At 71.1% G+C, this 13,932-nt stretch carries 9 protein-coding genes and 1 tRNA gene; 5 read left to right on the top strand and 5 right to left on the bottom strand.

All coding sequences use genetic code 11. The features are described from left to right. Positions 1-37: 37 nt before the first annotated feature. Positions 38-2,698, bottom strand: a complete 2,661-nt coding sequence (gene topA, locus ACZ6RT_RS28050) for a type I DNA topoisomerase (RefSeq protein ID WP_470157072.1) — start codon at positions 2,696-2,698, stop codon at positions 38-40. A gap of 157 nt (positions 2,699-2,855) precedes the next feature. Between topA and ACZ6RT_RS28045 the strand changes: the two genes are divergently transcribed. Then, positions 2,856-3,041, top strand: a complete 186-nt coding sequence (locus tag ACZ6RT_RS28045) for a DUF5703 family protein (protein ID WP_344892769.1) — start codon at positions 2,856-2,858, stop codon at positions 3,039-3,041. Positions 3,042-3,221: 180 nt separating this feature from the next. Here the strand turns inward: ACZ6RT_RS28045 and ACZ6RT_RS28040 are convergent, their stop codons facing one another. The 3 genes from ACZ6RT_RS28040 to ACZ6RT_RS28030 all read right to left on the bottom strand — a co-directional run bounded on the left by ACZ6RT_RS28040 (position 3,222) and on the right by ACZ6RT_RS28030 (position 7,630). Continuing rightward, positions 3,222-5,345, bottom strand: coding sequence for a chaplin family protein (locus ACZ6RT_RS28040; RefSeq protein ID WP_470157071.1), 2,124 nt, complete (start codon positions 5,343-5,345; stop codon positions 3,222-3,224). A gap of 246 nt (positions 5,346-5,591) precedes the next feature. Continuing rightward, on the bottom strand, positions 5,592-6,212 hold the full coding sequence (locus ACZ6RT_RS28035; protein ID WP_470157070.1) for a hypothetical protein: 621 nt from the start codon (positions 6,210-6,212) through the stop codon (positions 5,592-5,594). 110 nt (positions 6,213-6,322) lie between these two features. Beyond that, positions 6,323-7,630, bottom strand: coding sequence for a M20/M25/M40 family metallo-hydrolase (locus ACZ6RT_RS28030; protein WP_470157069.1), 1,308 nt, complete (start codon positions 7,628-7,630; stop codon positions 6,323-6,325). Positions 7,631-7,797: 167 nt separating this feature from the next. Here ACZ6RT_RS28030 and ACZ6RT_RS28025 point away from each other — a divergent pair. The 3 genes from ACZ6RT_RS28025 to ACZ6RT_RS28015 all read left to right on the top strand — a co-directional run bounded on the left by ACZ6RT_RS28025 (position 7,798) and on the right by ACZ6RT_RS28015 (position 9,800). Then, positions 7,798-7,883, top strand: a tRNA-Leu gene (locus tag ACZ6RT_RS28025). 512 nt (positions 7,884-8,395) lie between these two features. Beyond that, positions 8,396-8,737, top strand: coding sequence for an Lsr2 family protein (locus ACZ6RT_RS28020; protein ID WP_399190107.1), 342 nt, complete (start codon positions 8,396-8,398; stop codon positions 8,735-8,737). A 385-nt stretch (positions 8,738-9,122) separates the two neighbouring features. After that, entirely contained in the window at positions 9,123-9,800 is a 678-nt protein-coding gene (locus ACZ6RT_RS28015) for an SDR family NAD(P)-dependent oxidoreductase (protein WP_470157068.1), read from the top strand. A 142-nt stretch (positions 9,801-9,942) separates the two neighbouring features. On the opposite strand, the gene ACZ6RT_RS28010 is transcribed toward ACZ6RT_RS28015, so the two are convergent. Continuing rightward, positions 9,943-11,172: a hypothetical protein gene (locus ACZ6RT_RS28010; protein WP_399190110.1), complete on the bottom strand. Its 1,230-nt coding sequence runs from the start codon at positions 11,170-11,172 to the stop codon at positions 9,943-9,945. Between the two features lie 494 nt (positions 11,173-11,666). On the opposite strand from ACZ6RT_RS28010, the gene ACZ6RT_RS28005 reads away from it, so the two are divergent. Beyond that, positions 11,667-13,742: a cellulase family glycosylhydrolase gene (locus tag ACZ6RT_RS28005; RefSeq protein WP_470157067.1), complete on the top strand. Its 2,076-nt coding sequence runs from the start codon at positions 11,667-11,669 to the stop codon at positions 13,740-13,742. The last annotated feature ends 190 nt before the right edge of the window (positions 13,743-13,932 follow it).

Below are 13,932 nucleotides of genomic sequence, written 5' to 3'. Positions count from 1 at the left end.
GCCCGGTCCCACCGGGCGGCCTCAGGCCGTCAGGCCGTCAGGCCTTCGCCTTGGCCTTGGTGGCGCGGGGCCGCTTGGGCGCCGGGCCGCGGGCACGGCGGTCGGCGAGGAGCTCGGCGGCACGTTCGGTGGTGATCTGCTCGACCTCGTCGCCCTTGCGCAGGGAGGCGTTGGTCTCCCCGTCGGTGACGTACGGCCCGAACCGCCCCTCCTTCACCACGATCGGCTTCTTGGAGACGGGGTCCTCGCCCAGCTCGCGCAGCGGCGGCGCGGACGCGGCCTGCCTGCCCCTCGCCTTGGGCTGGGCGAACAGCTCCTTGGCCCGCTCCAGGGTGACCGTGAACATCTCCTCCTCGGAGGCCAGCGAGCGCGAGTCCGTGCCCTTCTTGACGTACGGGCCGAACCTGCCGTTCTGGGCGGTGACCTCCTGGCCGTCGATCTCCCCGAGCACCCGGGGGAGCGACAGCAGCTTCAGGGCGTCGTCCAGGGTGACGGTGTCCAGGGACATCGACTTGAGCAGCGATCCGGTACGCGGCTTGGGGGCGTCGGCCTTCTTGGTCCGCTTCTTGGTGCCCGCGCCCTCGGCCGGTGGCGGCTCCTCGGGCAGGATCTCGGTCACGTACGGGCCGTAGCGGCCGTCCTTGGCCACGATCAGGTGGCCGGTCACCGGGTCCTTGCCCAGCTCGCGGTCGCCCGTCGGCCGGGAGAACAGCTCCTCGGCCATCTCCGCGGTGAGCTCGTCGGGGGCCAGGTCCTCCGGCACGTTCACCCGGGCGCCGTCGCGGTCCAGGTACGGGCCGTAGCGGCCCACCCGGATCATGATGTCGGTGCCCCGGATGGGGAAGGAGCTGATCTCCTTGGCGTCGATCTCGCCGAGGTCGGTGACCATCTCCTTGAGACCCTCGTCGCCGTCCTCGCCGAAGTAGAACCGGCGCAGCTCGGGCACCCGCTCGGCCCGGTCGTTGGCGATGTCGTCGAGGACCTTCTCCATGTCGGCGGTGAAGTCGTAGTCGACGAGGTTGCCGAAGTGCTGCTCCAGCAGGTTGACCACCGCGAACGCCAGGAAGGACGGCACCAGGGCCGTGCCCTTCTTGAACACGTACCCGCGGTCCAGGATGGTGCCGATGATCGACGCGTACGTCGACGGCCGGCCGATCTCCCGGTCCTCCAACTCCTTGATCAGCGACGCCTCGGTGTAGCGCGCCGGGGGCTTGGTGGCGTGCGACAGCACGTTCAGCGCGGAGGCCGTGAGCGGGTCGTTCTCGGCCAGGTTGGGCAGGCGCTTCTCGGAGTCGTCCCGGTCGGTGGAGGGGTCGTCGGCACCCTCGACGTAGGCCTTGAGGAAGCCGTGGAAGGTGATGGTCCGCCCGGAGGCGCTGAACTCGACCCGCTCGCCCGCGCTGGAGGTGCCCTCGGCCTTGACGGTGACCGACTCGCCCACCGCGTCCTTCATCTGGGAGGCCACGGTCCGCTGCCAGATGAGCTCGTACAGGCGGAACATGTCGCCGCTCAGCCCGGTCTCGCCCGGCGTGCGGAACTCCTCGCCCGAGGGACGGATCGCCTCGTGCGCCTCCTGGGCGTTCTTGACCTTGCTGGCGTACACGCGCGGCTTGTCGGGCACGTAGGCCGAGCCGTAGAGCTTGATCGCCTGGCTGCGGGCGGCGGCCACGGCGGTCTCCGACAGCGTGATGCTGTCGGTCCGCATGTAGGTGATGAAACCGTTCTCGTACAGGCGCTGGGCGACCTGCATGGTCGACTTCGCGGAGAAGCCCAGCTTGCGGCTGGCCTCCTGCTGCAGCGTGGTCGTCCTGAACGGCGCGTACGGCTTGCGGGTGTACGGCTTGCGCTCGACCGATTTGACCTTGTACGACACCCCGGCCAGCCGCCCGGCCAGGGCGGTGGCGGCCTGCTCGTCCAGGTGGAGCACGCCGGCGCTCTTGAGCGTGCCGTTGCTCGCGAAGTCGCGTCCCTGGGCGACGCGCCTGCCGTCCACGCCGGTGAGCATGGCGGTGAACTCGTGCGGGACCTCGTCGCGGCCGGTGTCGAGCATGGCCTGCAGGTCCCAGTAGCTCGCGCTGGTGAACGCCAGGCGCTCGCGCTCGCGCTCCACCACCAGCCGGGTCGCCACCGACTGCACGCGCCCGGCGGACAGCTTGGGCTTGACCTTCTTCCACAGGACCGGGCTGACCTCGTAGCCGTAGAGGCGGTCGAGGATGCGCCGGGTCTCCTGGGCGTCGACCAGCCGCAGGTTCAGGGTGCGGGGATTGGCCACCGCGTCCTGGATCGCCCTCTTCGTGATCTCGTGGAACACCATGCGGTGGACCGGGACCTTGGGGTTGAGGACCTCGCGCAGGTGCCAGGCGATCGCTTCGCCCTCGCGGTCCTCGTCGGTGGCGAGATAGAGCTCGTCGGCGTCCTTGAGCAGCTGCTTGAGCTTGTTGACCTGAGCCTTCTTGTCGTGGTTGACGACGTAGAGCGGCTCGAACTCATGATCCACGTTGACGCCGAGGCGCGCCCAGGACTCTCCCTTGTACTTCTCCGGGATGTCGTCGGCCTTCTCGGGGAGGTCGCGAATATGCCCGATGCTGGACTCCACGATGTAGCCGCGGCCGAGGTACCCGGCGATGGTCTTCGCCTTGGAAGGCGACTCGACGATCACCAGGCGGGTTCCGCCGGCGTTGCCGTTCTTGGCTGGCACGCTGCTTCCTACCTCGCTGTTCGCATTCGTTCCCCGTTTTCTTCCCCTCGGGTTACCCGATCTCGGTCGGGGGCACTCCCAAGGGAAGCCGTAAGGACGCAGAATAAAGCCCTATGAGTGTCGACGTCCCTCGGCTCACCCTCGGAGACTAATCGCTGTGCTCGACTACTCCTACTTGGTTCTCCACCTTCCGCGCGGTACCTCCCGGGACATGGCCCGGCGCATACTCACCGAACATGCAGAATACGGTGACTGGGAACTCGACCGCCTGAGACTGTATCCCGACGGCCGTCGGGACGTCCGGTTGCGCCGGAAGATCATACGGGTGAGCAGGACGATGTGACCGCTGACATGGCTTTGCCCGCCCCGGGCCGCGCCCCCGGAACGGGCAAAGCTTCCCTGCCTCGCCGGGCGGGGGGACACCGCGCCGGGATGGCGCGGCGTCTCGTCTCACCGCCGTCGAGGCGTCTGTGCGTCGCCCTCAGTGGCTCTGAGGAAAACAGTCCAGCAAGGTAGTGATCTCTTACTTCTGGCCGAAACGGATGCGGCGGGTGGTACCGAAGACCGCCGCGGCCGCCGCGGCCAGGCCGCCGACCAGCAGGGTGACCAGGGAACCGACGTTCATCCCGGTCACGCCGACGGGCTGGGCGGCGCTCATCAGGCCCAGGTCACGGACGGGCAGCGCACCGGCCGGGGACGAGGAGACCAGCCCCTCGACCGGGGTGGCGGCCAGCGGCGAACCGCTCGCGGCGCCCTCGGACCTCTCGGCGCTCCCGGCGTCCGCGGTCTCGGCGGGGGTGACGGGCATCAGGGGAAGCCCGGCGGGGACGGCCGCCGGAGCGGCCTGGGACCGGTCCGCCGCACCCTGGGCACCGGCCGCCTGGGCCGCACCGTCCAGGGCCGGAACGGCGGGAAGGGAGGGCAGCAGGCCGCTGGTCCTGTGCTTGGCGGGCTTGGCGTCCCAGCCGCCGTGGCCACCGCTACCACCGTGACCGCCGTTGCCACCGTGGCCGCCGGGGTGGCCCGGGTAGCCGGGGTGACCGGGGTGACCCGGGTGACCGGGGTGACCGGGGTGACCGCCCACGCGGGAGCCGCCCAGGCAGCCCGCGGCGGCGTCGCCGAGCACGGCCACGGCGTTGCCGCAGGCGTTGATCGGAGCGGTGATCGGCGCGACCACCTGGTTACCGCCCAGCACGCTGTTCCGGCCCGAGGTGGTGTTCCCGCCCGCGCCACCCGCGCCCGGCCCGCCGCTGCCGACGGACGCACCGCCCTGGCAGCCCGCGAAGGCGCCACCGAGCACGGCCACGGCGTTGCCGCAGACGTTGATCGGAGCCGTGATCGGGGCGACCACCTGGTTACCGCCCAGGACACTGTTCCGGCCCGAGGTGGTGTTCCCGCCCGCGCCACCCGCGCCGGACCCACCGGCTCCGGCGGTCACGCCACCCGGGCACCCGGCCCGGCCGTTGCCGACGGCGTTTCCGCAGGCCTCGACGGGGGCGACGATCGGCGCCACCACCTGGTTGCCGCTGCCGGCCCCGAAGCGGCCGTCGGTGTCGTTCCCGGGACGGCCGGGACCCCAGCCGGGACCGCCGGGGCGGGGCCCCTGCTCGTACCCGCCGGGACCCCCCGGACGCGGGCCGCGCTTGCCGTGGTCACGGTGGTCACCGTGGTCCCCGCGGCCGCCCTGGTTCCAGTGGCCGCCCTGGTTCCCGCGGCCACCGTGGTCCCCACGACCGCCGTGGTCCCCGTGACCGCCGTACCCCGGCTTGCCGGGCCGGTCCGGCGTGCCGGGGCCCCCGGGCCTCCCCGGACCGTCGGGTCCCCCCGGACGCCCCGGGCCGTCGGGCTCCCCGGGACGGCCCGGCCCACCCGGACGACCCGGACCTCCGGGCCTTCCCGGCCGCTCGCCGACGACCTCGGCGCCGCCCCGGCAGCCGGAGAACGCCTCGCCGACGACGGCGACCGAGTTCCCGCAGATGTTGATCGGGGCGGTGATCGGCGCCACGACCTGGTTGCCGCCCAGGACGCTGCCCCGGCCCGACGTCCGGTTGCCACCGGCCCCGCCGCCGCCCTGGCCGCTGACGGCGGCGCCGCCCCGGCAGCCGGCGGTGGCCCCGCCGAAGATCGCAAAAGAGTTGCCGCAGGCGTTGACCGGGGCGGTGATCGGCGCGACCACCTGATTGCCGCCGCCGATGCTGTGGTCGCCGTTCGTCCGGTTGCCACCCGCGCCGCCCCCGCCACCGGGGCCGCCGCCCTGGCCGCGGACCGAGGCGCCGCCACGGCAGCCCGCCTCGGAGCGGCCGAACACCGACACGGCGTTGCCGCAGGCGTTGACCGGGGCGGTGACGGGAGCGGTGATCTGGTTGCCGCCCAGGACGCTGCCCCGGCCGGAGGTCTCGCCGGAGAGGTCGTCCCCGCCGGGGGTCTCGGCCGAGGCGCCGCCCCGCGAGGAGGCGGCCGACTCGCCGAGCACGCCGACGGCGTTGCCGCTGATGTCGATGGGCAGGGTGATCGGCGCCTTGATCTGGTTGCCGCCGCCGATCGAGTGCTCGCCGTCGGTGTCGGCGAGGGCCGTGCCACCGCCCATGGTCATGACGCCCAGCGCGAGCAGTGCCGCGGGGGCCGTACCGGTAACCCACGTACGCATGATTGAAACTCCTAGCATTTCGGGGGGAACTGACCCTCGTGAGGGCGTGCGAGGCCATGCGAGGGCCGGACGGGTCCGCACAGCGGAAGCCTCGACGGGCCGTCACGAGGAAGGGGATTGCTGTCGCGTCGGCCTGCTCGCCGCTCACCGATGGAGCGGTTCTCCCGGGGACGGGGATGACGAGGGCAGGCTCCGCGACCGGCGGGTCGTCCCCGGGGGAGTGACGGGCCGGTCCGCGAGACGAGGTCAGTCAGGAGAGAAAGAAGGGTCGTCCGCCGCTGTGCGGACGACAGGGGGGAGCACGAACGCGGGCGGTACACGCTGCGTCGTCAGTCGCGGGTCATAGGCGAACCACGCGACATCCCCCGGACCCGGCCCGAAGTAGCCGGATCCACCACCGCTCTGGGGCACGAATCCGTTGGCGCCAGAGCCATGGTCGACGGTGGCGGGTGCCGGAGATTCCGGGGTGGACTGGCTGGTCAGCCCGTCCACACCTCGCCCCGCCATGGCCTCGGCGTTGTCCGTCGCCGACGGCCCGCCGCTGCCCGTGGGGAAGTCATCGGCCGTCGTGGCCGATCCGGAAGCGGCCGTGTGAGGGGTCCGGGAGAGGGCCTCTTCCGCCGCCGCGGTGGAGTCCGCGACCGCGGGAGCGGCGCCGAGGAGGCCGAAGACGACGGCGAGCAGCCATGCGGCGGTCAGGAGACCGCCGATGGCGAGGGCTCGCGCGACGCCCCGCCGAGTGCCGGCCGCGAACCGCGCCATCCGGTCAGCCCGGCCGGGGATCGTGTCGTCGACGGGAAGGGTCACGAGCGCGCGTCGGGCAGCGGGCGAGAACGCCCTCCACTGCACGTGCGGCACGCGTGCCACATGACCTCCCGAGAACTCCTGGACGGGCCCGCTTCGACACGAGCCTTCCCTCAACGGAGAGTCACGTTAGCAGCACGCGCCGTCAACGCAACGGTTTTCCCTCGAACGCCTCAGCAACCGTCCAGGAAGCGGTCAAGAACCCTGACCCCGAACCGGAGCGAATCCACCGGAACCCTCTCGTCGATCCCATGGAACATCCCGGAGAAGTCCAGGTCCGCGGGGAGCCTCAGGGGCGCGAACCCGAACCCGCGCATACCCAGGCGGCTGAACGCCTTCAGGTCCGTACCGCCGGAGAGCGTGTACGGCACGGCCAGCGCGCCCGGGTCCTCGGCGAGGAGGGCGTCGGCCATCGCGCGCACCAGCGGCCCCTCGAACCCGGTCTCGACCGCGATGTCGTGGTAGACGAACTCCCTGGTCACATCGGGGCCGAGCAGCTCGTCGAGGGTCTCGAAGAACTCCTCCTCGTACCCCGGCAGGAAGCGGCCGTCCACGTGCGCGGTGGCGGTCTGCGGGATCACGTTGGCCTTGTACCCGGCCTCCAGCATCGTCGGGTTGGCGGTGTTGCGCAGGGTGGCGCCGATCATCCGCGCCAGCGGCCCCAGCTCGGCGACGGTCTTCTCGGGGTCGTCCAGGTCGAGCTCCAGCCCCAGTGCCCCGGCGGTCTCGCGCAGGAACACCTCGACCGTCCGCGTCATCCGCAACGGCCACTCGTGGCGCCCGATGCGCCCCACCGCCTCGGCCAGCTCGGTGACGGCGTTCTCGGCGTTGAGCATGGACCCGTGACCGGCCCGGCCGGTGGCGGTCAGCCGCATCCAGGCGATGCCCTTCTCCGCGGCCTCGATCAGGTAGAGCCTGCGCCGCTCGTCGATGGTGACGCTGAACCCGCCGACCTCGCCGATCGCCTCCGAGCACCCCTCGAACAGGTCCCTGTGCTTGTCGGCCAGCCACTGTGCCCCGTAGGTGCCGCCGGCCTCCTCGTCGGCGGTGAACGCCAGCACCACGTCCCGGGGCGGGCGGCGCCCCTCGCTGAGCCGCTGCCGCACGACCGCGAGGATCATGGCGTCCATGTCCTTCATGTCGACCGCGCCGCGTCCCCAGACGCAGCCGTCGGCGATCTCGCCGCTGAGCGGGTGCAGGGTCCAGTCGCCGGCGTCGAACGGGACGACGTCCAGGTGGCCGTGGAGCAGCAGCGCGTCCCGCGAGGAGTCCTCGCCGGCGATGCGGGCGACCACGTTGGCCCGGCGGTCGTCCGACTCCAGGATCTGCGGCTCCAGTCCCACCTCGGCGAGCTTCTCGGCCACGTACTCGGCGGCGGCCCGCTCGCCCGGTCCCGCGTTGTCGCCCGCGTTGGTCGAGTCGATCCTGATCAGGTCACGGCACAGCCCGGCGACCTCGTCCTCGGCGTTGATCGCGGTCATGTGGGGCTCCTCGGGGTTCGGTACGGCGTCACCTCCCATCCTGCCGTCGCTCCCCTTCCCGCGGCACCCCGGGCCGGACCTGGACTCTTACCGATATGACGCGCGCTCAAGAGTTTGCTAACCTAAGTCCGCCGACGCGGGATGACGGTCCCTCGTGCAGGCACCACGTCCGGGTGGCGGAATAGGCAGACGCGCTAGCTTGAGGTGCTAGTGCCCTTTGCGGGGCATGGGGGTTCAAGTCCCCCCTCGGACACACACCGTGGTACGCGCTGGGCCTGACCTTGGTCATCACGACATCCCTCCCCGAGGGGTCGTGGACCGGGTGCAGGCCCATTCGCATGCAGAGGCCGTTTTCCGCCGGCGTTCTTCGCCGAACACGGCATCCGGGCCGCGTTCCGGTGGCCGCAGCCGTCCTCTCCCCTTCCTCCGGGCCTCCGCGGCGATCCTCGCTCTCCGATCCCGCCGGGAGAGAAAACGTTCGGTCCTTCATCGGGAGGGCAGGAGGATTGCGAACACGCAAAGGCATGTTTTCCCCCCGGACCTCGGGATGCCGGGGTTACGAGGCACGAAAAGAAAACACGAAGGCGACCGGCGTCGGCACGACCCGACTATGATCGCGGCATCGGGGTACGGGGTGGTCGCACCGCTTCCGGTAGCTCCTCTTACCTGAGAGGAGTCCGCAGCTCATCACGCTGATCCCGTCGGGTTGAAGAACCACCGTGAATCGCTGAGGCATGCCTCACCACAACATATCTGGAGAATGACATGGCTAAGAAGGTCGTGGAGACTTTCGTCGACGACCTCGACGGCGGCGAGGCCTCGGGCACCGTTTCCTTCGCTCTCGAGGGGGCCGCCTACGAGATCGACCTGAGCGACGAGAACGCGGACAGGCTGCGTGAGGTCCTGGCCCCCTTCATCAACGCCGCCCGTCCGATCCGCCAGGAACGGCAGGGACGCGGCCGCAAGGGAGGCACGACCGGCAGCCGCGCCATGGACCGCGAGAAGAGCGCCAGGGTTCGTGAATGGGCGAAGACGCAGGGGATGAACGTCAGTGAGCGCGGCAGGATCGCCTCGTCGATCGTGGAAAAGTACGAGGCCGCCCATTGACGGTGTTCACCCGGCTTTCCCGGGGAGACCTCGCCCGGCCCGGCCGGAATTGCGGGGGAGCGTACTCGATGGAAGCGCGGACGCACGGGCCGGTATGGTTCGCGCCGGTTCGGCGTGAACCATACCGGCGATCGGTGCGAGCGGTCCCGTAGAAGAGGAAACGACCACCGGGCGGCCACGGAGAGGAACTCGTCCGGCCTTGTGGGACGGGCGACGACCGCTCCTTGCGTTCCTCCCGGGTCCTTTCCGCCGAGCCTCACGGCGGGCGTGGAGGTCGCCTTCCGCGCCCCGGCGTGACCGGCCGTCCTCCGTGACGCCCGCGGCCTTCCCGTAGGTGTCACGCGCGCCGGATGCCGGGACCGCGGGAACGAGACAGGGGAGCGTCATGGGGCATGTGCTGGTGACCGGTGCCACCGGAGGGATCGGGAGGGCGCTGGTCGGCGCGCTGCTGGAGGCCGGGCATCGGGTGACCGCCGTGGGGCGCGACGTCGGGCGGCTGGACGTGCCGGGGATCGAGGCGGATCTGGCCGACCCCGGGACGCTCGCCGCCGCCGTGGGAGCCCTGGCGGACACGGGGGAGTTACCGGACGTGCAGGCGCTGGTGCACTGCGCGGGCGTCTCCCCCGTCGCCACCGTCGCCGACACCGATCCGGAGACGTGGCGGCGGACGCTGGCGGTGAACGTGGTCTCCGCCGCCGAACTGGTGCGGCTGACACTGCCGTCGCTGCGGCGTTCCAGAGGGCATGTGATCTTCGTCAACGCCTCGCCGGGGATGACCGGTGTCCCCCGCTGGTCGGCGTTCGTCGCCGGCAAGGCGGCGCTGCGGGAGCTGGCCGACTCACTGCGCGAGGAGGAGGCGGCCCACGGGGTACGCGTCACCACGATCCATCCCGGAGGAACGGCGACCGACCTGCTGGGCGAGGTCAGGAACGCCTTCGGGCGCCCGTACGATCCCGAGCTGTGCATCCGGCCGCGGACACTGGCCGGGATGATCGTCTGGGTGCTCGGCGCACCGGCCGACGCCTACGCCTGCGAGCTGTCCGTACTGCCGTCACCGCGCTGAGGCCTCGTGCCGGGAGCGGGGGCGGAAGCGGCCGAGGACCCCTTCGAGGCGGGAACGCGGGACGGCGCGCGCCCCGGGGGTGGGGCGCGCGCCGTCGCGTGTCGGAGGAGGACGTCGGGAGGAGGACGTCGGGAGGTAGGCGTCAGGAGGAGATGGTCAGTGTGCCGTCCCCGTTGCGCGCGCACGTGACGACCGTACGGGTCGCGGCGTTGAGGGCGCCGGTCAGGCACTGGCCGAGGACGGCGTGGCCCGCGGCGTTGGGGTGCCATGCCTCCTGGCAGGTCTGGAAGTAGCTGACGCAGGTGTTCGCCACCCGCTGGACGTCGAGCTTGTCCCAGCCGGACAGGCTGGTGACGAACGTGCCGGACGGCCCGTCCTGCACCCGGACCGGCGTGGCGAGCGCGTTCTCCGGGCTGCCCGGGTTCTCGCAGAGCCGGGCCCCGTCGAAGGCCTTCTGGACGTCCAGCACCCGCAGGTCGGCCGCCGGGCGCTCGGCCGCCAGCGTGTTGTACGCGTTCCTGACCAGGGAGCCGAGGTTCTGGGAGAACACGTGCCCGGGGGCGAGGCTCGCGCGGTGGATCGGGCAGCCGGCGGCGTACCGCTCGGCGCCGAGGGCGCGGAACTTGTCGCGGGTGTCGCTGCGGTTGTCCTCCTCGCGGTACTGCGAGGCGACGTCGAGCGGCAGCGGGTTGGTGTAGTTCTGCAGGACCACCCGGTGGACGCCGTCGGCGTCGATCTGGGCGAGGGTGTCGAGGACCTGGCGCAGGGCGGCGGTGGTCTCGGTGGTGGCGGCTGCGATCTCGGCGTCGGAGGCCAGGTCCGAGACGGTGCAGGGCTCCTGCGGCACGTCGCCGCCCAGGTAGGCCCAGAACTCCCACCAGCCCGTCCAGGCGTCGGCGATGAAGCGGTTGGCGCAGACCGAGGCCACGTCGCCGAAGGTGAACTGGGAGTTGTTGGAGCCGAGGCCGATGAGGACGACGTCGATGTCGTGGGTCTGGGCGACGGCGCGCAGCTGGTCGAGTTGCGAGGCGACGGAGCGGCCCTTGGGGCGGGCACCGGAGGGGTTGGCGATGTCGGCGGGCTGGCCGCCGGAGCACGCGAGGTTGAAGCGGTCCTGGACGCCGGGGAACGACGCCTTGAACAACGAGGCGTTCGCCGAGCGGTGACAGAAGAAGGCGTTGCTGTTGGCCGCCGACCAGCCGGGGAATCCCTGTGGCGTACCGGAGGCGTCGACGACGGGCTGGTAGTCGCCCGCACCCTCCCCGCTGACGAAGCTGTCGCCGAGCGCGACGGCGGCGGTGGGCAGGGCCGCCTGCGCCGTTCCGCCCTGAACGATCTGGATGCCGACCGCACCCATCAGGAGCGCGACCATTGCAGCCGCACGCCGGAGAACCCTCACAACCGCCCCATTTCCTACAAAACATACATGAAATAACGGATAAGAGATCACAGCATGTCGTACCAATGGCGTCAACATCTCCGTACGGCCCGACCGCTCCACCTAAGAGATCTCGTATCGGGCTGATCGTCAAGCATGCATTTGCTCGCCCTGGTAGGGCTTCCGGTGATCGGGCAGGCCGGGCCGGATACGGGATTTCCCGGCATCGCAGATCCCTCGCCGAGCGGCCTCCGCACCCGGTGCGCGACGACCCGGCGTCCTGGTGCGCGGGGGTGCCGTGTCCCGGTGCGCGGGAGTGCCGTGTCCGTCATGGCCCCGTCGCTGAAATTTTCAGACCTCCGCTGAATTCCGGCGCGTTCAGGAGCAGGTCAGCGGCGGGCCTGGGGAAACGCGCTGTACACGTGCGCGAAACGGGCCAAACATGGGAGCGCTCCCCTACGGGTGCTCCTTCCACCGGAGGCTTGAAGATGAAGACATTACGGTTGTGGGCCCTGTCCACGGCGGTCGCGCTCCTGGCGGTGATCGGGGTGACCCTCACCTCACCCGCGGCCAACGCGGCGGTCGCCTGCTCGGTGACGTACGCCAAGACCTGGGACGGCGGCAGCGGGTTCGGCGCCAACATCACGATCAAGAACCTCGGCGACGCGGTGAGCCCGTGGACGCTGACCTACACCTGGCCCGGCACCCAGCAGGTCACCCAGGGCTGGAACGGCACCTGGACCCAGTCGGGCAGGAACGTGACGGTGACCGCCCCGTCGTACGCCCCGGGCCTGGCGTCGGGGGCGAGCGTCACCGTCGGTTTCAACGGCAGCTCCAGCGGCGCCAACGTCGCCCCCACGACGTTCGCCGTCAACGGCGTGAGCTGCGGCGGCACCCCGACGCCCACTCCCACCCCGACGCCCACACCGACTCCCACCCCCACTCCCACGCCGACCCCGACGCCGTCACCCGGTAACGCGCAGGCCGTCGTGGCCGCCATGCAGCCGGGCTGGAACCTGGGCAACTCCCTCGACGCCACCGGCGCGGACGAGACCTCCTGGGGCAATCCGCGGATCACCGCGGCACTGCTCGACAACATCAGGGCGCAGGGCTTCAAAAGCATCCGGATCCCGGTGACCTGGGGCCAGCACCAGGGCGGGGCGCCCGGCTACACCATCGACGCGGCGTACATGAACCGGGTGAAGGAGGTCGTCGACTGGGCCCTCGCCGACGGGTTCTACGTGATGATCAACATTCATCACGACTCGTGGCAGTGGATCAACACCATGCCGACCGACCGGGCGAACGTCCTGGCCCGGTACAACGCTACCTGGACCCAGATCGCGAACACGTTCCGCGACTCCTCGGCCAAGCTGGTGTTCGAGAGCGTCAACGAGCCGCAGTTCACCGGAAGCTCCGGGGACGCCCAGAACGCGACCCTGCTGAACGAGCTCAACACGTCCTTCCGGAACATCGTGCGCCGGTCGGGCGGCAACAACGCGAGCCGGTTCCTCGTCCTGCCGACCCTGCACACCTCGGCCGACCAGGCCAGACTCGACGAGCTGGCCGCCACGTTCACCGCGATGAACGACCCCAACCTCATCGCGACGGTCCACTTCTACGGGTACTGGCCGTTCAGCGTGAACGTCGCGGGCGGCACGCGCTTCGACGCCACCGTCCAGCAGGACCTGACCGGCGCGTTCGACCGGGTCCACGCCTCCTTCGTGGCCCGTGGAATCCCCGTGATCATCGGTGAGTACGGCCTGCTGGGCTTCGACCGGCACACCGGCACGATCCAGCAGGGCGAGAAGCTGAAGTTCTTCGAGTTCCTCGGCCACTACGCGCGGAGCAGGCAGATCACCACCATGCTCTGGGACAACGGCCAGCACTTCAACCGGACCACGTTCCAGTGGTCCGACCCCGAGCTGTTCGCGCAGATCAAGTCCAGCTGGACGACGCGTTCGGGGACGGCCTCCTCCGACCAGGTGTTCGTCGCGAAGGCGTCCGCCGTCACGAGCAGGACGCTCACGCTGAACCTGAACGGCACCTCCTTCGTGGGGCTCCGCCACGGGAACACGGAGCTGGTGCGCGGCACCGACTACACCGTCTCGGGCGACCAGCTCACGCTCACGGCGTCCGCGCTCACCCGCCTGGTGGGCTCGCGCGCCTACGGCGTCAACGCGACACTGTCGGCCCGGTTCTCCCAGGGTGTCCCGTGGCGGATCGACGTCGTCACCTATGACACGCCGACCGTGCAGAACGCGAGCGGGACGACGAGCGCCTTCGCCATCCCCACCTCGTTCAAGGGCGACCGCCTCGCCACCATGGAGGCCAAGTACGCCGACGGCAGCAACGCAGGCCCGCACAACTGGACGTCGTTCAAGGAGTTCGACGTCGCGTTCGCGCCCGACTACGCCGCGGGCACGATCATCTTGAAGCCGGCCTTCTTCGCCGAGGTCAACGACGGCTCACGGGTCACGCTCACCCTGCACTTCTGGAGCGGTGCGACCGTGACCTACCACGTCACCAGGTCCGGGAGCTCGGTCACAGGCACCACGAGCTGACCGGGCGGGCCCTGCCCGGCACCGTCACGGCGGGCCGCGGTCCGGCGGAACCGGATCGTGGCCCGCCCGAGCGGAACGCGCCCACCGCCCGGGGGGGGGGGGGGGGGGGGGGGGGGGGGGGGGGGGGGGGGGGGGGGGGGGGGGGGGGGGGGGGGGGGGGGGGGGGTGGGAGGGGGGGGGGGTGGGTGGG

It is taken from the genome of Streptosporangium sp. NPDC050148, assembly GCF_055586505.1.
Note: the sequence above shows the minus strand (reverse complement) of the source record. Positions and strands in the feature narration are given on the sequence as shown.